Below are 23,346 nucleotides of genomic sequence, written 5' to 3'. Positions count from 1 at the left end.
CGGCTCCACGGCAGACGCCTCGGTCCCATCGTCGGAATCCGTCATGAATGCATCCCAATCATCGCAGCAAAAGTCTTCCAATTCGGTTCGCAGCATGTCGCGTAAGCCGACCCTCAGCGAACTTCAGCACTGGAAGAACCAAGGCATCCGCATCGACATGCCTGGCTCGCCCCTGGTCGGTTCGTACGACGACTCCAGCAGCCAGCAAGAGGCCACCCAAGACGAGTTCATGCTGGCCGCCCAGAACACGGCCGCCGTGGCTGAAGCACTCGATCGCTTGATGCTTCGTGCCGGCCGTAAGCATACGCCGGTCAATCCGGTTTCCGCCCAGGCCCCCAAGCCTGTCAAAGCGGAACTGCCAACCCCGACTATCGAGATCGACACCTACGAACCCCCGATCGAACCGGTCGCCGAAGAATCGGAGGAAGCAGGCTTCACCTTCGTCGCTGGCATCCCCACGACAGAAGCACCCCAGAAAACGGAAGCGGCTGCCCCAACTGCCGCGGCGGCAACTTCGCCTGCGTATCGTCAACGTCGACTCGCTCATCCCAAGTGGGAAGCCGAAACACTTACCTGGCCGGAAGAGACCGACATGGTGCTCGACCTGTGCCACGACCAATGGGTCAACCTGGCGGCCACCATTGCCGTTTCGATCAAATCGCTGGCCCTCGTTTCGCTGGGCGAAGGTACCGGCTGCTCGACGATGACCATGTGCCTGGCCAAGCTACTGGCCGCCGTAGGTCGCCGTGTGCTGATCATCGACGAAGGAACCGGCAGCGAAAGCCTGACCGTTCGTCTCGGGCTGAACGAAGCCGCCGCAAGCAGCCAGCCAGTAGAGACCTTGTACGAAGCGATGATTCAAGCCGCCGATCAACCGATCGCGGTCTTGCCGGCCGGATATCGCAACCTGGCCGACCTGTCGGCTCACCAGTTGCAGCAGTTCACCAACGATTTCGACGTGGTGCTGTGGGATGGTGGCGATCACGCAGAAGTGTGGAAGCGACTAGCCCTGGTCAGCGGCGTGCTGGTCGTACGCGATGCCCGCGGTACTCACGATCACGAGCTCAGCCAGATTCTACCTAAGCTCCAGCAGCGCAAGATCAACGTGATTGGCATCGCCGAAAACTTCTGGCGATAAGTTATCACCAAGCGTAGGCGGAAACGGAAAGCTCGATGTACGAAGCGTACTGGAATCTGAAATCTCGCCCGTTCGAGAACACTTACTCGGAAGCGTCTTACTACCCTTCCGAGTCGGCCCAGGCCGCGCTTCTGAAGCTTCGTTATGCCGTCGAGAATCGCCGCGGTGCGGCCATTTTGGCCGGTGCTTGCGGGCTCGGTAAAAGCCTGCTCGCGCGAACACTGCTGATGCAACTGCCCGATACGTTCTCGCCCAAGGCGCACCTCGTTTTCCCGAAGCTGCCCAGCGATGCGCTCATTCCGTATCTGCTGTTGAACCTCGGCCGCAGTCCGAAAGACAACCACATCGCCAGCAGCCCCAGCGAAAACGTCTGGCAGTTGCAACAGTTTCTGTCCGAAAACACCCGAGCAGGCAACCACGCCGTAATTGTCGTGGACGATGCCCACCTGCTAAGCGATCACGCTTCCCTGGAAATGCTACGGCTTTTGACCAACTTCGAGACCGACGGCAAGCTCGACCTGACGCTGGTTCTTGTCGGGCAAACGGCCATCATTCCGGCGGTCGAACGCTTCCCTTCTTTGGAAAGCCGTATCGGCGTGAAGTCGCTGATGCGCTGCTTCACCCCCGATGAAACGGCCGCCTACGTGACGCATCGCTTGCGAGTTGCCGGCTGTGCCGAAGAGATCTTCGTTCCCGAAGGTTTGCAGCGTCTATTCGAGATCACCCGCGGCAACCCGCGCGAGATCAACCGCCTGTGCGACCTGGCGTTATTGATCGGCTACGCCGAAGAAATCCGCGTCATCGACGCCGCCCAGGTCGAATCAATCCACGACGAATTGGTAACCGTCGTCCCGGAATAAAGCGGTTCTCAAACCCACCTGCACCCTAGCTTCATCCCTCTGGCCGATTAGAATCAGTCGGCGTGAATACCAACGAGCTTAACCCGTCCCCTGCCCTGCCATCTTGGAAGACCAGTGCGCTATTGGGCGTAGGCACTGCGCTGTTGGCTGTTGTTTTACGCTGGCCTGCGATTGGCGAGAGCTTGTGGGTCGATGAGCTTCACACGGCCTGGGTCGTTTCCGATGGCATTGCCGATGTTCCCTATCGGGCCGAGATGGGGAACCAGGCTTCGTTTTACTTTCTGATTGTGTGGCTCTGGACGCAGCTAACAGGGCTGCATGAATGGTCGTTGCGATTGCCATCGCTGGTCGGCGGTGTGCTGTGTGCGGGGCTGATCGCGGCGATTGCTCATCGCTGGACGCGCGACGTTTGGGTCGCCGCCGCGGCCGGAATCATTGCGGCGATGGATATCGACTGGATCTTCTTCGCCACCGAGGCCCGCGTCTATGCCCTGGTACAGGTCATGGCCGTGGTGCAGGTTTTACTCGCATGGCAGCTTCTGCAGCACGATCGGCGGAACGACTGGATCTGGCTGGTGGTGGTCACGGTCGCCAGCTTCTATCTGCATTACAGCACCATTCTGTTTTCGTTCTGCCTGGCCGGCATGATCGTGGCACTGGCGGATAATCAGCGGAAACGGCAACATCTGCTCATCGCCGCCGGATGCGCGATGATGCTCATTGTGATTGTCTTGCCGGTGCTGGCCGGAATCTTTCAGCGCCGCGAAAACTGGGCTCAGTTCATCACGGCCACCTCCCGCAACGAATGGACACGCTGGGGAACCGCGCTGGCGGCTTTGGTTCCGTTCGTTCTTTTGACCGCGATGTATGTCCGCCACTGGTCGGCGGAAGCCAGGCGAGCCGTGCTGATCGGCGGGATGGTCTTCGTGCCGATCGCGACGGCGTGGCTCACGACCGCCACAGGCGTGGCGGCCCTCTTCTTTGGCCGCTATTTGATCTCGTCGGAAACGCTCATTCCACTGCTGCTGGTGAGCCTGGCCGCGCTGGTGCCGGCTTCCAAGTGGCGAATGGGGGGGCTCGTTCTTGCCGTGGTCATTGCCTTCGGCCTACGTGCTCCACAGTACCTGGGTCCGATGCGGGGAGAAGACTGGCGAACGATCACCCAGGCCGCTTCGCGCGAACTGGAAAGCAACCCTCAGCCGACCGACGTGCTGATATCGGCGGGGCTGATCGAGACCGATATCCTGGCACGCCCCCCCAAACGATTGATGCTGTTTATGCACGTCTGGGAATCCTACGCGCGGCTGCCGATCGAATCGATCTATGCGTTGCCTGAGCACGAGGGGGATCATTTCGGCCTGACGTACACCAACCCAGGTAAAGCGACCCCGGAGTACCGCCGCGATTCCCAAGCGGATCGGCCGATCGTGTTGATCGTACGCGGCACGCAGCCGGTAGCGGACCAGGTTGTGCAGAACTTTCTGAACTCGATGCCGGATCGCCAGTACGTGGTAACGACCCCGGAAACGCAAACAGCACGCGTGCAATGGCGCGTGCTGCTTCCTCGAGATCAGGCCGCTCAAACCGAGCCATAGATTACGAAGCGTCGGCCGGTGCTTCGATTCGCTTCAAAGCTTCATCGAGACGCTTCAGGTCGACATGATCGATCGCGTCGGCGTCGATCTCTTCCAGACGCTTCAGTACGTCGGATAGTCGCTGGCGGACTTCTTTCAGTTGCTTCTCGTCCACCTCTTGGCTTGGGGCAGCGACTTGCGGAAGTTGGCGACGGTCCTGCATGTTCTGTCGGAGCTCGTTGACGAACTGCTCGTGCCGGGCACGCATCTCTTCCATCCGTTGATCCATTTCGGCAAACGGATCGAAGCCTTCTCCTGCACGGGGAACGCGAACATGAACACGAGGAGGATCCGGCATGCCGGGCAGGCGGCCAGGACCGGCGTCTGCGATCTTGTTCAGCTCTTGGAACTTGGCCAGCGCTTGTGGATCTTTCTGTTGCAGCTTGTCGATGCTTTCCGCTTCAACCTTCTGCTGCTTACCGCCTGGCAAATGCCAGGTGATGCTGACGTGACCGTTGGCCATGGTGCGGGCCACGACTCGCTCGCCGTTCTCGGTGACGTCGATTACTTTATCGCCGTTCACATCGTTCGAGATTCGCACCGAGCGATTGAAGTTACCAGGGGGCAGAACCGGCGGCTGCTCTGGCTCGCCATCGGTAATGCGATCGGGGCCGAGCTTTCGCTTGAGTTGGGCGATCGCTTCTTCGGCGATATAGCCGGCAGTCTGGTTGCCACTGGCCGCGAGCCGTTTGAGAGCCGAGTAGGCCATCGACGAAATCTCGTCGTCGGGAGAGCCAGCATACCCTTTGAGCAAATCGACCGAGCGGCTGGCGACTTCACCGGTACCCGTTAGCGCGGCCTTCTCGATTTCAGGAATTGCATCCTTACCAAGCTTGGCCAACTCGTCGGCGGCTTGCTGGCGTTCGGCATAGCGATCGGCGTCGAGCTGCCGAATCCATCGACGGATCGTCTGCTGCTGGTCGCCGTCGACTGGCTCGGCAGACAGGCTGCCCACCATGACCAGCGTCAAAAGCATCATTCCAAAAATCGACTTCAACACGGCAGGCAAACTCATCTTCAGGCCTTCGTAGACTCGGCGTGGGGCAGTATCTCGGAAGTGTCCGGCGCGGGAATCCCCGTAATATAAGGGATACGTCAGGGGAACGCACGCCAAGCTGTACGAAGCGTTTCAAGAAATGGTTGGCGCGCAGTGGGGGCTTTTTACCTGCATTTCTCGGAGAAAACAGGCTCTTTTCATGAATCCACGTCGAAGATTGACCAAACTTTGATCACAAATTACGTGATAGCAGAGCCATTCTCCACACGACAGGTGGATGTTGCCTCTTGGATATCACGTGCTGGTGACTGGCAGAGATTCCTCTCGCGGGCCTAGGCCATGTTCGAGGGGCCTGGGGGTTCGGCGTAGAGGTCAAGGTTCTCTCGATCGCCGATGATGGCAAAGACGCGGCGGATTTGATCGAAGCCGTCCGACAGCAGGTAGCTCGAATCGCGGCCGAAGCTCTTCGAGCCGAGGATGTAGAAATTGGGCTCCGGCTGAATCAGGCCCTTGGTCCCTTCGGTATTGGGGCATAGATCGAGTTGCAGTTCGTGCAGCATCTCGAGATTCGGTCGGAAGCCGACATTGGCCACAATGCGGTCGAACGTATGCACGCCGGAGTGTTTCCCTTCCAGCGTCACGTGGAAGTGATCGTTCTGTGGTTCGTAGTGCAGCGATTTCACGGTCGTTTCAGGCCAATGGTCGAGGTGGCCGTTCTCGTCGATCAAGAGCTGATTCGCTTCACTGGCAACACGCTTGCGCTGGGGTAGCGGGTCGTCTTCGATCACCGGTACCGGGCCATTTTGCCCCTCGGCTTTGCCATCGCGGGTCACCCAGGTCACGTGCGTTTCCAGGGTTTCGCGGGCCAATAAGCCGAGCTGGCAGATATTGGTTGCCGCGGAGTGCCCTGCCCCGATCACCAGGATCTGCTGATTGGCATAGCGATTCGAGTCGCTGCCGTGGGCATCGACCAGGCCGGTTTCGAAGTGGGACCTGGCTGCCAGTTCGCCGACCGCGGGACTCCCCCCGCCGCCGATGAAATTGGGCTGACCCCCGACACCGCTGCAATCGAGGACGATGTCGCTTTCAAAGACGTGTTCGTGCCCGTCCTGATCGCGGGCCAGGGTCACCAAAGGGGTCTCGCTGCGGGCCGGCAGGCCGTAGTTTTCTGCTTTGGTCTGCGAGCTTCGCGCGATCGAAATCACCGTGTGATGCGGCTTCAAGCAGTCCGCCACCAGGTCGGTTTTGGCCAGCGGCAGCAGGTACTGCTCTAGATACTGCCCGGCGGTCACGTGCTGATCGGCCAGCGGGAACGAAAGATCTGGGTACTGAGCTGCCAGGGCAGACCTGCCCAACTTGGTGCAATTCGCCCGAAACGGAGTGAACATGCGGACGTGTGCCCACTTCCGCAAGTGAGCCCCGACATCGCCAGAATCGAGGAGGGTTACCTGGTACCCGAGAAAGCGGGCATACAACGCGGCTTCGATGCCAATCGATCCGGCACCAACAATCACGATATGGGCTGGCGATTCGACTGCCATCCGATGGCCTTTGCTATGAGGAAGGAGGACCAGGCGATTAAGTAATGTACGTACGACGCTGCCTGAGCGACGCCCGATGCTAACGATTATAAGGAAGAAATGGTCTCTCGCTCTTACCCCAGGCAGCAATGGTTAAAAAACACCGCAGATTCTACCGTGTCCATCTCCCCCCCGGCTGGCATGACCTACGTTTTCCCAGGGAATTTTTGAGCACGTTATATCACACGTCGCTCTTCCCTAAATGATTGCAATGGAAATAAAACCACAGACTTGGGGCGGGATGATGGTCCAACGCACACTACGAGTACTCGTAGTCGATGACTCGAAATTGATCCAGACCTTGATCTCGGATCTGCTGGAAGAAACGCCTGACATCGAGGTGATTGCCACGGCTGCCGATGGACACGAGGCCGTTCGACTTGCGCGCTCCTTGAAGCCAGATGTCATTACGCTCGATGTCCAGATGCCCAAGATGGACGGACTGGAAACGCTCGATGCCATTCTGGCCGAGCAGTTGATCCCGGTCATCATGGTGAGCGCCACCACGCAGTTGGGTGGACAGATCACGCTGGAAGCACTCGACCGTGGGGCGATTGACTACATCGCCAAGCCCGAAGGTCTCAAAGAAGCCGAGACCACCCTGCGGACCGAACTGGTCCGCCGCATTCGCATGGTCAGCAATACGGACGTCCAGAAAGTGCTCACCATGCGCCGCGAGCGTGCGCAGAAGAGAAAAGAGCGTCGCGAAAAGCTTGGTCTGTCGAACGATTCAAAGATCATACCCAAGCCCATTTTGACCGAAAAGCTACCCGTATCCGACAAATGCATCGCACTGGGCATCTCGACCGGCGGCCCGCCTGCGTTGGCTGCGATGTTCGAGATCCTGCCCGATACGTTGCCGCCGATTGTGATCGTGCAGCACATGCCGGCCAACTTCACCGAGGCATTCGCTGGGCGACTCAATAGCCTCTCAAGGGTTCGTGTCAAAGAAGCCGAGACCGGCGACGTGCTTCAGCCAGGGCATGCCTATCTGGCCCCCGGTGGTAAGCACCTGGAAGTGGTTCGCAGCGGCACCCAAGGAGGCAAGCTTTTGGTGCGTGATGGGGACTTTGTCAGTGGTCACCGCCCTTCGGTCGACGTGATGATGTCGTCGGCGGTGAAGGTTTATAAAGACCGACTACTGGGAGTCATCATGACCGGCATGGGGCGTGACGGCTCGGATGGCTGCGGAGAAATCCGAGCGGCCGGCGGCTACGTGCTGGGGCAGGATGAAGCGACTTCCGACGTATACGGCATGAACAAGGTCGCCTTCCTGGAAGGGAACGTCGATCGTCAGTTTTCGCTGGACGAAGCCGCCGCGACCGTCACCGCCCAGGTTCGACGGCTGTGGGGTACCGCCACGGTTAGCTAGTACGCGTTAAGCTCGATTGACGCGGAAGGGATGCAGATCGATTTGGGGGGTCTCGCCGCACATCAACTGGCTCATCACCGTAGCCGTCGCTGGCGAAAGATGCAGACCGCTGCGATAGTGCCCGGCCGCTAAGTAAATATTGGCCATCCCGGGAAGCTGCCCCAGGTACGGAATACGATCGACACTGGCCGGACGCAGCCCCGACCACGCTTTGACCTGCTTCGCCTCGGCCAGCTTCGGCACCCACTGCCGCGCGAACTGCGTGAGATCTTCGATCGCTTCAGGCGTATTCGATTTATCGAAACCAACCTCTTCGACCGTCGCTCCGACCAAGACGAGTCCGTCTCGGCGCGGCACGATGTAACGCACCCCTTCATTGATCGGCGAGGTAAAGAACCTCCCTCCGGCATCGAGCAGGACTAGCTGCCCGCGGATCGGCTCGATCTCGGGGCGTTGGATGCGACCTGAAAAGTTCCCCCGGTCGAGCACCTGATCGGTCAATAGCTGCGACCAGGCCCCCGTCGCCAGGCAGCAGGCCCCCGGCGAGATCTCTTGGCCGTCGATCTCGACCGCCGTGAGCTGCGTGTCTTGAAATCGCCAGCGTGCGACCTCGGTGTTCTCGAGAAACTGAACACCTCGGTTGCGGCAGCCCTGGACCAGGGCCTGGAGGTGACGCGGGTTTCGCACGACCGCTTCCCCTGGCAGAAAGACAGCGTCTCGAATCGATTGGCTTGTCTGCAAATGGGGGAAATGTTCGGCGAGTTGCTGGGGATCGAGCCGCTGGACTTCGACCCCTTCCTCTTCGTAATGCACGCAGGCCATCCGCAGCGAAGCGGCCTCACCAGGATCGCGAGCCAGGTAAAGCCCGCCGGTGATCTCGAACTGGTTATCGATCTGTGTTTCGGCTTTAAGGCGGGCCGACCATTCAGGGAACAGCCGATGGCTTAGTCCGCGTAGCTGTTCCTGAGGATCCCAGGCCTCTTTCTCGTTGGCTGGTGGTAGCAAGCCAGCTCCGGCCCAGGAAGCCTCGCGCCCCAACGGTCCCTTTTCCACCAGCAGTACCTGGTGTCCTTTGCCGGCCAGTTCATAGGCAAGGGAAAGTCCGATCACCCCTCCTCCGACAATCAGGAAATCAGGGCGAGTCGTAGCAAGCGAGGGCAATTCAGATCACCTAAACCAAGGAAAACCGCGAACCCAAGATCGGTTCACGTGGATAGTAGCAACAACGACCGATGGCTTACGACGCCGGCCCAGCAGCTTGCCTGGCTTCGGCAGCCAAGGTTCGCTCGAGCAGCATCGGCGAGACTTTGCCGCGAAAGCGAACTTTGCCATTTATTTCGACCACGGGCACAAGCGTATTAAATTTCTGTAACAGTTCCGGATCGCTGTCGATATCGACCCGGGTAATGTCCGACACGAACTTGCGGACCACGGCTTCGGCATTTTCGCAGCAATGACACCCTTGCCGCGTGTAGAGGACAACCTGAGCATCGTATTGTGGAGGGGAAACGTCGCTCACGGATCGATCACCTTGTTAAGATTCGTTGAAGCCAATCGGCACCCCTGTAAAGGCGGGGCCACTACAAATGGATGTAGGGATTTGATTTTACCCTTTAAGCCGACCGGCGGTTTCTGGGGGGCTTACAGCGCGTGAAAATTGCCAGAGATTGTTGTTACCAGCAATGTGTGTCTGTTAGTCTATACACTGTATTTATCCCGTGACTTCGCCTGATTAGAGAATTTTCCTCCCAACCGAGCTGGAAGTAAAGCACTTCCCCGGTGAATGAGGTCGTCCGTTTCGCGTCATTTCGGATTCGTATGCCAGCAGTAGTTGATTCCCAACGATTTATCGAGCTGATCGACAAGAGCAAGCTCGTTGATCCGGCTGCCTTAGAGCAGGCCGTGGAAGCCCTGCGCGCTTCCAACGAAGGGGAACTGCCTAACGACCTGGATGCCCTGCAAAAGTACTTCGTCGAGAAGCAACTTCTGACTAGTTGGCACTGCGAAAAGCTGCGTAATGGCAAGTACAAAGGGTTCTACCTCTCGAAGTATCGCCTGCTGAAGCACTTGGGCACCGGGGGGATGAGCAGCGTCTACCTGGCCGAACATACTTTGATGAATCGCAAAGTGGCGATCAAAGTCCTTCCGCGACGCCGCGTGAACGACGCTTCGTACCTCGCTCGCTTCCATTTAGAAGCCCAGGCAGCCGCTCACCTCGACCATCCGAATATTGTCCGGGCCTTCGACGTCGACAACGAAGACAATACCCATTACATCGTGATGGAGTACGTTCCCGGGGCCGATCTCCAGCAGATCGTGCGAGAAAGTGGCCCCGTTCCGTTTGAAGCGGCGGCAGATTACATCGCCCAGGCGGCCGATGGCCTGCAGCATGCCCACGAGAAAGGGGTCGTACACCGCGACGTTAAACCAGCCAACCTGCTGCGTGACGATCGAGGGATCGTCAAGATCCTGGATATGGGTCTGGCCCGTATCAGCCAGGACGAAAACGCCTCGCTGACGATCGCACACGAAGAGAACGTGCTAGGAACGGCCGACTATCTCTCGCCTGAACAAGCCGTCAACAGCCACAAGGTCGACCACCGGGCAGACATTTATAGCCTGGGTTGTTCCTTATATTATCTGTTGACTGGGCATCCTCCGTTTCCCGAAGGGAGCCTGGCCCAGCGAATTGCCAAGCATCAAAGCGTGATGCCGGATCCGATTGCCAAGTCGCGGCCGAATTGCCCTCCATCGCTGCAGCGTATTTGCGAGAAAATGATCGCCAAGCGGCCAGAGGACCGGTTCGATAGCGCAGCGGATGTGGCCCACGAACTTCGCATGTGGATGGAATCTCGCGGCAAAGAACCCACCCAACTGGATGAGCAACCTGGTTCGGCGATCTTATCCACCTCGGCCCTGGAAGTGGCCAATCGGTCGCGAGCGGCCCATCATTCGAACCTTCCGCGTGGTGGTGGAGGAGGAGGATCCTCGTACGAGGTAGACGACCTGCTTCCTCCTGACATGCGGGATTCACCCTCTTCGAGCAACTTCGATCCGGCGGTCGGCGACACGATAGCCGATCGATCAAACGATACGTCGCAGCGTCCCATCGCCCCCAAGCGTCCTTCCCGCAGCGGAGAGTCCTTGCCGGTTGCCAAGGCGCTGGACGACGACGAACACGTTGGCCCCGCTTCGATTGACTCTCTTTCGTCGTCAGGCTCGTCCCTGTTCGATTCTCAAGAGTTCGACGCCGATCCCTTCAGTATGGATGTCCCGGCGAGCGACGTGGGTGGCTCCCTGTTGATCTCGTCAGCAGAACTCAAGCAACAAGCCGAAGACCGCCATGCCGCTGCTGAAGCCAAGAAGCGACGAACAGAATCGCAATCGGGCCTGGGAGATTCCATCAACACCCTGAATGCTTCGATTCAAGGGATCCCGATTGTCATCTGGGTGGTGGTCGCGGTGCTCTTCATGTTGATTGGCATCTTAATCGCTATCAGCTATCAAACAGCGGAAGAGACCTCGGAACCCATTGACCCGAAAAAGGGAAATCTCGAGGCCCGTCGTTGGATCCAGCAGGGCAAAAGCCCCCGGGTTCTCGCCTAGAGACCCACTCTGCAGAGGTATCTTGACAGAGCTGTTTTGGCCTGTTTCTTGTGTCCCCCGGTGCTGTCCGGTCACTGCCAGCAACACGCTAAGCCTATACCAAATAGCAACTTAACAAAATCGCTTGAAAACTGCTCGGACCGCGACGTAGGATAAGGTAGAAGAACAGAGAGCCCAAACAGCGGCCATCTGTTCCCGAAAACCTGAAATGGAATTCGCGGTTCCGCATGTCGCAGGAAGACCGACCCAGATTGACACCATGAGCGACTTGTAAGCGTCGCTCGACAGGCCTAACTCAGAGAATTCCATGGCACGCATGTCGCATCGAGGCATCACGCACACGAAAGTGGCGAAGACGAAAGTCGCGTCACGCGATTTTCGTTTGCCAACGCAAGCGTCGCGTCGCCGTGGAGGAGAATCGGGCCGGACAGCCGAATGCGGCGGCTACTTCGTGCCGCCAGAGGATTGGCACGAACCAACCGGCAATACCGGCTCGAACTATAAGTTTATCTATCAGGACGCTGGCGAAGGCTTCCGTCACATTCTGACCGAGGACGAGATTCGTTCGCGACTGGCCGAGCTTCCCTCGTGGATGATCGAAGGGCTGGAAGTCGTGCAGTTGAGCCGGCTGACCAAAAAGAAGCTGAGCTTTCCCTGCTACGGCATGCAGTGGGGTGCAGCAATCTACTTGTACCCGATGGACGAGTCCCTGATCGAATACTTCCCTCATCCACCCCGCCCCGAGCAGGTGGTGGAAGCGAAGATGTTTGGTGCCATTTGGGAGCAAGACGAAGACGGTTTCTGGAGGTTGGAGTGGAGCGAAGACACGATCCGCGACTTCTACCTGAACAATGTCCTGATTCACGAACTGGGTCACCTGCTCGATACGCGGAATAACAACTACCTGGCCCGCGAGCGGTACGCCGAATGGTTCGCGATCGAGTACGGCTATCGCCCCACGCGGCGCAAGCAAATGGCCGAACAAGCGGCGAAAAAGGTCACTCGCCGCCACCACCATACCTAAGCAATACATGCTATGCTTTTACGATACTTAGCCGTAAGTAGCTGTGCAGCCGAAGTTTAGGGTTCTTATCCGATCATCCATGGACGATCGTGGGTACATTTCGCCGTGCCGGGCGTTCATTCCTAATGCATCGGTTCGCGGTTCTCGCTACCATGGCGTTTAATATCGATGCTTCTTTATTCAACTTGTCACCGTCGTCTCACAGGGCCGAACATTGACCAGATTACCCTCCATCAAGACCACGGCCATCGTCGTTCTGCTTAGTGGACTGTTTGTTTCGAGCGCTTATGCTGCTCCCAATGCCGAACAGCAACGACAGCTTCAGGCCTTGAAGCTCGACATCCGCAAGACGTCGAACTTCCTCAAACGAGGTATGATCGCGGAATCGGTGGAACTGGTACGCGACATTCAATCGCGCATGGAAAAGCTGGGTACCGCTGGCGACGCCGAAGTTACCCAGGAGCTACAAAACCTGGCCGAGAGTCTGGCTGTTTCCCACGGCGTGTTGGAGCTGGAAGGCTACACCCTGAAGCCGTTGACCGCTGCTTCGATGGCTTCGGCCCCGATGATGATGGCCAACCAGCCTGGCACACCTCCGCCGGCCGCGGCAGCTCCGGCTCCTCTGCCGACGACATTCCCCACTGCCAATATCAGCTTCACCAAGCACGTCGCGCCGATTCTGAATGCTCGCTGTGGCAACTGCCACGTGACCGGCAGCCGAGGTGGTTTCAGTGCGAGTACCTACGAGATCCTGATGAAGGGCCCAGCCGAAGGGAAGGTGGTTTTCCCCGGCGACGATATCGGCAGCCGCTTGATCGAAACGATTGAAACCGGCGACATGCCGCGCGGCGGTGGTCGTGTTCTTCCGCCGGAATTGACCGCTCTGAAGACCTGGGTCAAAGAAGGGGCCAAGTTCGACGGCCTCGATCCAAAGGCCCCAATCAACCAGGCAGCCGGTGCGGCTGCGAACCCAGCGGCCATGATGGAACTGCAAGTCACTTCCGCTACCGGTAACGAACAGGTTAGCTTCGGCATGGATGTCGCAGGCGTGCTGGCCAATCGCTGCGTCAATTGCCACAGCGGCAACAACCCGCCGGGTGGCCTGGGCATGGACAACTTTGCCCGCTTCATCCGTGGTGGTGACAGTGGTGCCCCGTTTGTCCCTGGTAAACCCGAAGACAGTATGATTGTCCGCCTGATCAAAGCGACCGGTGATGGTCGGATGCCGCGCAATGGTCCACCGCTGACTGCTGAGCAAATCACCAAGATCGAAATGTGGATCCGTGAAGGGGGCAAGTTCGACGGCGAATCCCCCAACGACGCTTCGATGCTGCGGAATAACCAGATCGCCCTGGCCAAGAAGGCAACCCACGATCAACTCGCCGCGATGCGGGCCGAAAGCAGCCAGCAGATGTGGGACCTGGGCATGCCGAACGTGAAGTCGTCCAAGGTCGACTCTCCTAACTTCCTGGCCTACGGCACGATGGGAGAAGCCTCGCTGCAAGAGCTTGTGGGCGAAGCGGACAAAGCAGCCGACAAGGTCCGCACCATCCTGAAGATCCCAGGCACCACGCCGCTAGTCAAAGGGAAGATGACCCTGTACTTCTTCCAGAAACGCTACGACTACGCCGAGTTCGGCAACATGATCGAACGCCGCGATCTACCGCCTGACTGGAAGGGACACTACCGCTACAACGTGACCGATGCCTATGGCTCGATTCAAGTGCCGTCCGACAACGAGTACGACCTTTCCGTCTTGATGGCACAGCTGATTGCCTCGAGCCATGTGGCTTCGCTGGGCAATGGAACGGTGCCTGATTGGTTTGCCGAAGGGGTCGGCCGCGTGGTCGCGTCGCGTATGAGCAAGAACGATCCACGCGTGGTTGCCTGGGACAACCAGATCGATTCGGCCCTGGGCTCGATGGCCAAGCCGGACGACTTCGTCATGAACCGGTTGTCGCCTGATCAGGCCTCGGTGGCCAGCTACGCGTTCATGAAAGCGATCATGGGACGCGGCAACTCGTTCGACGCGATGATGAACTCGCTCCGCAAAGGAACCAGCTTCGACGAAGCATTCCAGTCGGCGTTCAACATGTCGCCATCGAAACTGGCCGAAGCCTGGGCTGCGTCGGGAAGACGATAAGGTACCCGGGCATGAAAGTGTACGAACATCCCACGATAGGGAAGTTTATCCTCGGCGACGAAGGCTACACCCAACAGCAAAAGTCCAAGATCGGCAAGTTTCCCTTGCTGCTTGATTCCGACTTCGGTCCCAAACAGCAGTGGGACGCCAACCGGGAAGCCGCGGCCAAGGTTGCCACACGCTTCTACGATCGCATCGATCAACTGGTGATCGATGCATTGGATCAGGCAGCCAAGCGTTTGCTAAAAGGGTGCAACATCGTCCGCAACATCGAAGGCAAAGCCCCCCTGACGAGCGATCAACTGAAGAAGAAGTTGAAGCTGATCGACGTGTGCGTGAGCCCGGAAGATTTTGTCGTGACCTTTGAAGGTCGTGCATTCGACGACGAGCACAATTTGTTTCGTATTCGCTACGGTCCCAAAGGGGGTCTTCGCGAAGCGTACATTGAATAGGCCTGAACACAAAAAAAACGCGATGCCCGAAAGCATCGCGTTTTTCATTTCTTAACCAGGACGAATCGAAATGATTAGTGATTGTGGTGCTCGATTTCGCCTTCGAAGGGGGTCCCTTCGATTTCGAGCGTGACGGTGGCTTTGGCCTCGTCGGCAGTCACCAACGCAAACAGGTCGGCGTCCTTGGTTTCAAACTTGGCGGTCTTGTCGGCACCTTCTTCACGCACAGCTGGGACTTCGAAGTCCTTCTTGTCTTCACCCACCGCCACGGTGATCTTGATGTTTTCGCCAGCGATAGCCACATCGTTCTTGGCGTCGCCATCCAGAACGAAGAAGGTCAGGACCTTGGCTTCGTCGTCATGCTCCCATTCCAGGTGATACTTTTCACCACCCAGTTCGATCAGGTGACCACCGTGCGGGCCCAGCTCGTGGCTGTGACCTTCTTCGCCGTGATCGTGATCATGGTCGTGACCGTGGTCATCGGCATGTTCGCCGCTAGCGGCCGTGTCGGTCTTGCCGGTGTTACAACCACTTAAAGTAAACGGCACCGCCAGGGCACACAAAACTAGTAACAGCTTTCCAATCTTCATCGCGCCAAACTCCTCAGTGGCTTCGGTCGAATCTCAAAACAGGCTTGCCGCTCCATCAAGCGGCACCTTCCGCCTCCCGTACTATTCGCGGGAAACCATCGATTATTCGGCAGAAATTCGCGTGCGCCAATCACAGACGATTTGAATTACGATGCGCAGGCGGCGTTCTAAATGTTTAATCCGTTGGGATTTGTGACCGTTGGATGAAGATACTTTTCAAACGCATCGATGTCGTCTGAATCTCCCCCGGCTTGCCTTGCCGCCTGGAAACACTGCAGGGCTCGGTCTTTATCGCCATCGAAAAAGAGGAGCACACCGACGCAGAACAGGTACTCGGGATTCTGCGGATCGGCCACCGCGCGGCGGGCATTGGCTTCGATAATCGAAGTTTTCGCCAGGCCGTTATTTCCCAACAAAGCATCCATCGTCAGGCTGGTGCCGGCGACCTCGGGGTTCTGCTGAATGGCCAGCTCGATCGCGTCGACCGCCTCGTCTGGGCGGTTGGTAGCCAGGTAAGCGAGCCCTTTGCGGAGGTGACCTTCCGCATAGCCAGGTGCCGCGGCGATAGCATCTTTGTAGCGGCCCAGGGCTTCCTGGTAACGCTGCTGCTGGAAGAGGTTATCGCCGGCCTGAATGAAATGCTCGGCCCGCTCGATCGCCTGGTCGCTGGGCTGTTGGATCGTTACCGGCTTGGCTGCTTCGATCCTCAAAGGACTCGGTAGCGGGGTGACCAGGGACTCGAATTGCCCGGTTCGCTGCGGCTCGATGGCGAAGTCTCTCGGCAGCCCCATGAACTGCTTCATGGCCTGGGGGCCATAGTTCAGTTCGGCAGGCTGGGTCGGCGGCAGAAAGTATTCGATATGTTGATCGCCGGGGCGGTAATAGGTGCCATAAGGAAAGAGGCCCGAGTAACCATAGGTGTAGGGGTAACCCGCCGCGAAGAAACGATCCGTGCCGTACGCCGGTGGAAGCCACCATCCGAATGACACGCCCGTTCCGCCCCAGAAACTACCGGTGTAGGGATAGCCACCGTAGCCGCCGCCATATCCACCACCGTAGCCACCATGATAATGGTGGTGATCGTTGTGGTAATTGTCGTGGTGATAACCGCTCGAGTATCGCCCGGTGCTCCAACCGGGGCTGGTGACGTCGGCATAGCCGCCCCGTCCGACCGAGATGTTGCTGCGGCTTTTGTACTGGTATTGCCCCAAACCCTGGGCTTGAACGCTACTCGCGGCGACCAGAATCGCCAGACCAACCATGATCGAAAGGGTACGCACTGCGACATCTCCGGGAAAAAAGAATTCACCGATTCCATTATCCTCACGTTCTGCACAAAGGGCAAAGAAAAATCCCCCCGTGGGCATTCGAGGTGATCAGTTTGGGGCCTTCCTCTTCCATTTTGGCAGAGAAAGTAACTACACTAAGCGAGGAGATTCCCCCTTTGATTGATTCGACTTGCTTGATGAAGTCATGCCGTGACCAAGTCCGACCTCGACGATTTCCTCGATATCCTGAAACAGCTTGTACGTCATCCCTCGGTGGTTGGCTCCGAGCATGCTTTCTTCCGCTATCTCCAGCGAGAGCTGGAAGAGACCCACGCCAAGGTCACCTTGTACGAGGGGTTGTTGGTGGCCAGCGGTTCGCGGCCTGACCACATGCATATCTCGGCCCACGTCGATCGGCACGGCTTGATCTGTACCGGTCCGAACGAGTTCCAATACGCGGCCTTCGTGGCCCGCAACCGGGGCGACCTGTTGGGGGACTCGGTCTCGGAACAAACATTTCAGACCATCGCCGAGCGGTTCCACGAACGATTCGTTCAGGCCTACGTCCCTTGGAGCGGTACCTACCTGGGCAAGGGAACCATCAAGCGTTCGTATCTGTGCGAGCGTCGCGGGAACCTGGTGTTCGAAGTGGAAGGGCTCGACCACGTGCTGCCTGGCACGCCGGTCGCCTATCAAGATCGTCTGACGGTGAACTACAGCCGCGTATCGGCCCAGCTCGATAACGTGCTGACCACGGCCATGCTGGTCTACCTGTTCCGTCACGGCTTTCAGGGAACGGTTCTCTTCACGGCCCAGGAAGAAGCAGGCCGCAGTTGGCGTTTTCTGCTGGAATGGTTCCGCCGCTGTGGTATCGAAACGCAAGACCTCTTGGTGCTCGATACGAGCCCCTTCCCCGATATCGCCACGGCCGACGCGCAGCAGGTTGTGCTGCGAAGACGCGACGCCAACGCGGTGTTCAACCCAACCGTGGTCGACAAGCTGGAAGCGGCCTGCAACAAGTACGGCATTCGCTATCTGTTCAAAGACGAATACATCGCCCGGCAGAATGAAGTGCGCGTGGCGGAAGGGAAGTCTCCTACTTCGCTAGGCAGCACCGAACTGGGACGCGTCGTGCTGGCTTCGGAAGGAGCGATCCAAGGAGCCACGCTTCAGGTTCCGACGACCGGCTATCACACGCCAGAAGAGTCTGCCGCATTGGCATCGATCGAAGCGATGCTCGACGTTCTGTGCGAAGTGGCCCTGGACGACTAAGTCTGCCCGGTCAATTGGCCGCGAATGGCCTCGAACATGGCAGCGAACTCTGGGTCGGCTTCGCGGAGAGCGTTCAGGTACTCGGTGCGTGAGGCATCCGCGGCGGCCTGTTCCGCTTCTGGGATTCGGTTCATCTGCTTCAGACAGATTGCCTTGCCGGCGAAGCCAAACGCTTTCGCTTCGACGTAGATTGCCTGCTGCTGGGCCATGCGATCAAAGACACGTAGCGCTTCGGCATTGCGTCCCCGGTTCATCAGCAGCACGGCTTCCTGCTTCATCGCTTTGAGCCCCCAGACACGGTTCTCTTCGCTTTGATCCAAGGGAAAGTTGCGGTAGACGCTGGCGAAGAATTCGGGATGCTGATCTTGCCCGAGGTTCTTGTTTTTGAACATCGCAAAGTCGAATTGCTCTTGCGCCGTTCGTCCCAGCTTAGGCAGCAGTTCGGCCTGTTGTTCCGGCGGAATATCGAGCAGGTTGGTCTGCTTGGATGCGAGTGCCAAGGCCCCGCCGACGATCAAACAGACCAGCCCCAGGCCACCGATCATCACGATCCGCTTGCCCCACGAAGGACGGCGGTAAACGGTGACGGCGGATGTCTTCATCACGTCGGAAAGCTCTTGCAGTCCGCCGCTGCGAATCTCGGACAGAGAAGCCAGTTCGGCGATCGACCAGTCGGAAGGATCGCTGCCGAACGCATCGCTGCCGAGCGACTTTTGCACTTCGCGCAGTTCACGCAGCAGTTCCGAGGCACTTTGAAAGCGGTCTTCCGGCTTCTTGGCCAGCATCTTGTGGATCACCCGGGCCATTGCCGGTGGAACGCCGCCGCGTACCTTTTCCAGCCGCTCGGGCTCGGTGTTCAAGTGCTTCACGGCGACCGTTAGCGGGTTGTCTCCTTCAAAGGGAGGTCGCCCGGCAAGCAGTTGATAACAGGTCACGCCCAGCGAATAGATGTCGCTGCGTTGATCGAGCGATTTGCCTTCGGCCTGTTCGGGGCTCATGTACAGGGGTGTGCCCATGGTGATGCCGACCTGGGTCAGGTTCATCCCGTCGGCACCGGGGGCAATCACGCGGGCCAGGCCGAAGTCGGCCACTTTCACTTCGCCGGTTGCCGTGATCAGGATATTCTCTGGCTTGATATCACGGTGGACGATCCCCTGCTCTGCCGCTTTGTAGAGTGCCGCACCGACCTGGCGGAGAATGGCCCCGACCAGCTTCACTTCGAGCGTGCCCTGCTTGTTGAGTAGTTGTTTCAGGTTTTGCCCCGGAACGTATTCCTGAGCGATGAAATGGATCCCCTCCGAGTTGCCCACTTCGTAGATCTGCACGATGTTGGCGTGGGTCAGGGCCGCGGCGGCCTGGGCTTCGCGATGAAAGCGACGGACGTAGGCCTGGTCTTTGGCCAGTTCCGGCATCAGAATTTTGACGGCCACATTTCGCTTCAGGCTCTGCTGTTCAGCCAGAAAGACCTCGGCCATCGCCCCCCGGCCAAGTCGACGCAAAATACGGTAGTCCCCCACAGACCGCCCTGCCAGGTCGAGTTCCGGGGCGGGTTCACCGCCGTTTTTCTTCTGCTGGGTCATCAATGTCTCAACGTGGGGGCGTCAGTGAGGTCAATCACGAGGGGACGACCCTCGGTGCTCTTCATAACTACTTACCGAGAACGAAGATGGATTCACGGTATTTGCACATCCAAGTATCGATTCGAATGAGCATCTTGGCAACCGAAGTGCATGCGAGTTTGGGGGAGAAATTGGATTGGCCCCAATTTTGGGTGCCATGTCCGGGTCATGATCGATTCGTGGATGGTCGATTCTTAAACAAGGGTGACTGAGGAATAAGTCTCGCAACGGGTTACGTCTCGAACGACAATAGCACCATGGGACCTGAAATCTTACAAGCCGTTGGCGGCCTTGGACTCTTTTTGCTCGGCATGTCGCTCATGACCGAGGGGCTCAAGTCGTTGGCCGATGATCGCCTGCGGCAGATCTTGGCGCGTTCGACCAACAGCCCCATCTCAGGCGTTTTCACCGGGGCGATCACGACGGCGATTATTCAATCGTCCAGCGCCACGACCGTCGCTGCGGTTGGCCTGGTGCATGTGGGCCTACTGACCTTTGCCCAGGCCCTGGGAGTGATCTTCGGGGCGAACATTGGCACGACGATCACCGGCTGGATGGTGGCCCTGATCGGGTTCAAATGGAAGATTGGCGAGATCATGCTGCCGCTGGTGCTGCTGGGAGCCTTGATCCGGCTGCTGGCGCAGGGAAAACTTCGCTGGATGGGGACGTCGCTGGCAGGTTTCGGGCTGATCTTCGTGGGCATTTCGGCCCTGCAAGATGGCATGAGCGCGTTTCAGGGGGTTGTCACGCCAGACAGTTTTCCCAGTGACACGCTATGGGGACGGGTGTTGTTGGTTCTGCTGGGAGTCATCATCACGGTCATCACGCAGTCTTCCAGCGCCGGTGTGGCGACGGCGCTGGCGGCCGTGCATGCCGATGCAATGACGCTGCATCAGGCCGCCGCCATGGTGATTGGAATGAATATCGGTACCACGGCAACGGCCATCGTGGCCACGATCGGAGGGAACGTTCAGGCACGCCGAACGGGGTTCGCCCATGTGATTTTCAACGTGATCACCGGCCTGGTCGCCTTCTTCCTGTTGACGCCTTACTTCTGGGCCATGCGAGAGCTTGTGCCAGAGTTCGAGACTGCCGAGCCGGAACTGGCCCTGACTAGCTTTCACACGTTCTTCAACGTGTTAGGAGTGATCCTGTTCCTGCCATTGACCGGGAAGTTCGTGCAGTTGCTGGAGTGGATGTTCCCAGAACGTGGTAACCCATTGGCAAAACGCCTCGATCTTAGCTTGCTCGTCACGCCGGATCTTGCGTTGCAAGCCGTTCAGGCAACGAATTACGACGTATTGCAAACCTTGCTGGGGGAACTGAGCCAGGTAATCGACCAGCCAGACGCATCCCCGAGTGCCAGCGAGCTTGCGGATGTGGACGATGCCCTGGCGAAGACGCGAGAATTTTTGGACCGGCTACGCATCCAGCCTGAGCAAGCCCCTTCGCTGGGGCATTTGGCACAAACGATTCACGTGATCGATCATCTCTATCGTATCCGTCACCGCCTGGACGAGGCACCGCGGATTTCGCGAATTCGGGATGACCAGTCGCTGGAAACGATGGCCGATCTGCTGGCAACCCTGATCGATCAGGTTTTACAGGCAGAGCTGCCTTATTCCGCTGAAGTCACCTCCGCCGCGCAGCAGTTAAATCAAGATCTGAAAGCGGATATGCGCGGGTATCGTATCGAGATCCTGCAGCATACAGCCGCTGGTGAACTCTCGTCCCAAACGGCACTGCAGCGAACCGACTCGGCACGCTGGATCCGCCGTCAGGGTTATCATCTATGGCGCATCGTCGATCACCTGTCGGAAAGCCCGATTGAACGGGGCGAGTGACCGCCAGCGTTGGTCAAGGACTTTCAAGAGGCTGCGATGCGGCTGACCTCAGGGTCTTTAGTAGTTGTACGGCATCCTGACGAGAAGGGTCGATACGCACTGCTTCCTCCAGATTCTTGACCGCCTGGTCATTTCGGCGCAGAGCAATCAAGGATCGCGCCAACTGCACATGGGTACCAGCCGAATCGGGAGCGATGACCAGAGACTTCGATAGAGCATCGACCGCCTCGAGGTGGTTTGCCTGAGCGGCACAGATGATTCCCAGATTGTATTGTGCCCTGGCGTTCTGCGGATTGTATTTAACCGCCTGATCCAGGTGCATCTTGGCGATTTTCAAATTCCCTTGTCGTGCTTTCAGTTCACCAAGTGCGGTATGGATTTGATCGAGTTGATTGGAATCGGCAAAGTAGTTCCTGACACTTTCCGTCTCTGCGTCAGCCAGCTGAAGAGCTCTCTCGTAGTTCTGTATGGCCGATTGTGTCTCGCCACGCGTCTGGGCAATCTGTGCCAGGCCAAAGTACGCCGACGAACATGACGGATTCTGTTCAATGACTCGATGATACTGGGTAGTCGCCTCATTCCATTGACCAGCATCGTTCAATAAGTTCGCCAGGCTGAGATACGATTCGTAGTTATCATTTGGCTTCAGGCGGATGGCTTCTCTCAGTTGGTGAATCGCTTCGTCTTGATTCCCCTTCTGATACAGTGAATTTGCCAGGCCAACCCTGGCGATGAAGGAACTGGGGTTCTTTGTCAATGTGTCGCGCCATAAGTGTTCCAGACTCTGATAGGCATAGGCCTGTCGGTGAGCTTGAATGGCGAGAACCAGAAGCAGCACAACGGCAATCGAATATCCAAAAGCGGGCCGATATTTTTCGGTAGTTCCCCTGCTCGTCATTGTTTGGATGGCAACGAAAAGGCCGGAACCTACCAGGACAATCAATCCGATGCTGGCCAGGTACATGAAGTGGTCTGCGACGAATGAATATCGCATGGGATACACGTTGATGAACCCCAAGGCCGGTAGCAACGTTCCGCCAAAGAACAGCACAGCGACCAGGGGACCTCTGCCCCAGTATTTTGCGGCCCAAACAAAGAAGAGAACAAAAAGGATCGCCGCCAAGGGAAACAGCCACGGCAACAGATGATCGACGTTGATGTCCCACTTAGCATAAAAGAAGGACAAGTTAACCGGCCACACAAGCGTTGCGCAATAGTGCCAAACGGCCCTGCCCGCTATCAGGCAACGTTCGGCAAGACTCCACTCGAATTCATTGCCGCTTGCTCCAACGTGTTTCTTTTCAACAGCAGCCGTCAGCAAGCCGAACCCAAGGCCTACGATAAACCATGGAATGAGTGGAACGACATGCTTCCACCGAAGAGTTCCTTGTTTCCACCAGATAACCAACAGGATGGCCGCTGGAAGCGAGCAAGCGATTGTTTTGCTAAGTAGTGCACATACAAAACAGAAACTACCAAGTACGTACCATTTCCAACGAGCGCGGTCCATTGGAATCGAGGCAGACTTATCTTCGAGTGAATCACCCAGAAAACGCAGGTAGCACAGTGCGGAAAGAAGATAGAACAGCCCCGACAAGACGTTCTTACGTTCTGTGATCCAAGCAACGGATTCAACGTGCGCTGGGTGAAAGGCAAAAATCAAGGCGCAAAACCACGCGCCGGGAATCTTCAGAAAAACAAGCAGTCGCCATAAGAGAAAAGCATTCAAGCCGTGCAGCACCACATTCACAACGTGAAAGCCAATCGGTCGTATGCCCCAAAGTTGAAACTCCGCCCAGAACATCGAATGCACGAGTGGATAATATTGTGGGGTCGCTCCCGGTGTTGCCCAAATCCGGAACAGACCTGGCCAGTCTCGCAGGTTTCCATTGTTGACGACGTAATCGTCATCGTCCCAGATAAAATCGCCATTGACGGCCGGCAGAT

Annotated in this window: 18 protein-coding genes; 10 read left to right on the top strand and 8 right to left on the bottom strand. The window is 57.7% G+C overall.

What is annotated here, in order from left to right; translation table 11 throughout:
* Positions 1-43: 43 nt before the first annotated feature.
* The 3 genes from C5Y96_RS04480 to C5Y96_RS04470 all read left to right on the top strand — a co-directional run bounded on the left by C5Y96_RS04480 (position 44) and on the right by C5Y96_RS04470 (position 3,593).
* Positions 44-1,138 (top strand): tyrosine-protein kinase family protein, encoded by a 1,095-nt coding sequence (locus C5Y96_RS04480; protein ID WP_146115512.1) that lies wholly within the window; start codon positions 44-46, stop codon positions 1,136-1,138.
* 35 nt (positions 1,139-1,173) lie between these two features.
* Entirely contained in the window at positions 1,174-1,998 is an 825-nt protein-coding gene (locus C5Y96_RS04475) for an ExeA family protein (protein ID WP_105350325.1), read from the top strand.
* 62 nt (positions 1,999-2,060) lie between these two features.
* A complete protein-coding gene (locus tag C5Y96_RS04470) occupies positions 2,061-3,593 on the top strand; it encodes a glycosyltransferase family 39 protein (RefSeq protein ID WP_105350324.1) in 1,533 nt (510 codons plus the stop codon).
* A gap of 1 nt (position 3,594) precedes the next feature.
* On the opposite strand, the gene C5Y96_RS04465 is transcribed toward C5Y96_RS04470, so the two are convergent.
* Both C5Y96_RS04465 and C5Y96_RS04460 read right to left on the bottom strand, forming a co-directional pair.
* Positions 3,595-4,647, bottom strand: a complete 1,053-nt coding sequence (locus C5Y96_RS04465; RefSeq protein WP_105350323.1) for a hypothetical protein — start codon at positions 4,645-4,647, stop codon at positions 3,595-3,597.
* 314 nt (positions 4,648-4,961) lie between these two features.
* On the bottom strand, positions 4,962-6,170 hold the full coding sequence (locus C5Y96_RS04460) for an NAD(P)-binding domain-containing protein (protein WP_105350322.1): 1,209 nt from the start codon (positions 6,168-6,170) through the stop codon (positions 4,962-4,964).
* 250 nt (positions 6,171-6,420) lie between these two features.
* Between C5Y96_RS04460 and C5Y96_RS04455 the strand changes: the two genes are divergently transcribed.
* Positions 6,421-7,581, top strand: a complete 1,161-nt coding sequence (locus tag C5Y96_RS04455; RefSeq protein ID WP_233198779.1) for a chemotaxis response regulator protein-glutamate methylesterase — start codon at positions 6,421-6,423, stop codon at positions 7,579-7,581.
* 6 nt (positions 7,582-7,587) lie between these two features.
* Here the strand turns inward: C5Y96_RS04455 and thiO are convergent, their stop codons facing one another.
* Positions 7,588-8,742, bottom strand: coding sequence for a glycine oxidase ThiO (thiO, locus tag C5Y96_RS04450; protein WP_105350320.1), 1,155 nt, complete (start codon positions 8,740-8,742; stop codon positions 7,588-7,590).
* A gap of 76 nt (positions 8,743-8,818) precedes the next feature.
* On the bottom strand, positions 8,819-9,100 hold the full coding sequence (locus tag C5Y96_RS04445) for a glutaredoxin family protein (protein ID WP_105350319.1): 282 nt from the start codon (positions 9,098-9,100) through the stop codon (positions 8,819-8,821).
* A 299-nt stretch (positions 9,101-9,399) separates the two neighbouring features.
* Here C5Y96_RS04445 and C5Y96_RS04440 point away from each other — a divergent pair, with 299 nt between their 5' ends.
* The 4 genes from C5Y96_RS04440 to C5Y96_RS04425 all read left to right on the top strand — a co-directional run bounded on the left by C5Y96_RS04440 (position 9,400) and on the right by C5Y96_RS04425 (position 14,806).
* On the top strand, positions 9,400-11,187 hold the full coding sequence (locus C5Y96_RS04440) for a serine/threonine-protein kinase (protein ID WP_105350318.1): 1,788 nt from the start codon (positions 9,400-9,402) through the stop codon (positions 11,185-11,187).
* Between the two features lie 307 nt (positions 11,188-11,494).
* Positions 11,495-12,211, top strand: a complete 717-nt coding sequence (locus tag C5Y96_RS04435) for a hypothetical protein (protein WP_105350317.1) — start codon at positions 11,495-11,497, stop codon at positions 12,209-12,211.
* A gap of 214 nt (positions 12,212-12,425) precedes the next feature.
* Entirely contained in the window at positions 12,426-14,354 is a 1,929-nt protein-coding gene (locus C5Y96_RS04430) for a c-type cytochrome domain-containing protein (RefSeq protein ID WP_105350316.1), read from the top strand.
* Between the two features lie 11 nt (positions 14,355-14,365).
* On the top strand, positions 14,366-14,806 hold the full coding sequence (locus C5Y96_RS04425) for a hypothetical protein (protein ID WP_105350315.1): 441 nt from the start codon (positions 14,366-14,368) through the stop codon (positions 14,804-14,806).
* A 74-nt stretch (positions 14,807-14,880) separates the two neighbouring features.
* Here the strand turns inward: C5Y96_RS04425 and C5Y96_RS04420 are convergent, their stop codons facing one another.
* Both C5Y96_RS04420 and C5Y96_RS04415 read right to left on the bottom strand, forming a co-directional pair.
* Positions 14,881-15,396 carry a hypothetical protein gene (locus C5Y96_RS04420; RefSeq protein WP_105350314.1) on the bottom strand — a complete coding sequence of 172 codons (516 nt, stop codon included), beginning with the start codon at positions 15,394-15,396 and terminating at the stop codon, positions 14,881-14,883.
* Positions 15,397-15,563: 167 nt separating this feature from the next.
* Positions 15,564-16,676 (bottom strand): tetratricopeptide repeat protein, encoded by a 1,113-nt coding sequence (locus C5Y96_RS04415; protein WP_158261093.1) that lies wholly within the window; start codon positions 16,674-16,676, stop codon positions 15,564-15,566.
* A gap of 198 nt (positions 16,677-16,874) precedes the next feature.
* On the opposite strand from C5Y96_RS04415, the gene C5Y96_RS04410 reads away from it, so the two are divergent.
* Positions 16,875-17,936 (top strand): peptidase M42, encoded by a 1,062-nt coding sequence (locus C5Y96_RS04410; RefSeq protein WP_105350312.1) that lies wholly within the window; start codon positions 16,875-16,877, stop codon positions 17,934-17,936.
* Here the strand turns inward: C5Y96_RS04410 and C5Y96_RS04405 are convergent.
* Complete coding sequence (locus C5Y96_RS04405) at positions 17,933-19,516, bottom strand: serine/threonine-protein kinase (protein WP_105350311.1); 1,584 nt, start codon at positions 19,514-19,516, stop codon at positions 17,933-17,935. The two genes, C5Y96_RS04410 and C5Y96_RS04405, sit on opposite strands and share 4 nt — an antisense overlap.
* Before the next feature lie 296 nt (positions 19,517-19,812).
* Here C5Y96_RS04405 and C5Y96_RS04400 point away from each other — a divergent pair, with 296 nt between their 5' ends.
* Entirely contained in the window at positions 19,813-21,399 is a 1,587-nt protein-coding gene (locus tag C5Y96_RS04400; protein WP_105350310.1) for a Na/Pi cotransporter family protein, read from the top strand.
* Positions 21,400-21,412: 13 nt separating this feature from the next.
* On the opposite strand, the gene C5Y96_RS04395 is transcribed toward C5Y96_RS04400, so the two are convergent.
* Positions 21,413-23,149 carry a tetratricopeptide repeat protein gene (locus tag C5Y96_RS04395; RefSeq protein WP_158261092.1) on the bottom strand — a complete coding sequence of 579 codons (1,737 nt, stop codon included), beginning with the start codon at positions 23,147-23,149 and terminating at the stop codon, positions 21,413-21,415.
* Between the last annotated feature and the right edge of the window lie 197 nt (positions 23,150-23,346).

The organism is Blastopirellula marina, assembly GCF_002967715.1.
Taxonomy (GTDB): domain Bacteria; phylum Planctomycetota; class Planctomycetia; order Pirellulales; family Pirellulaceae; genus Bremerella; species Bremerella marina_B.
Note: the sequence above shows the minus strand (reverse complement) of the source record. Positions and strands in the feature narration are given on the sequence as shown.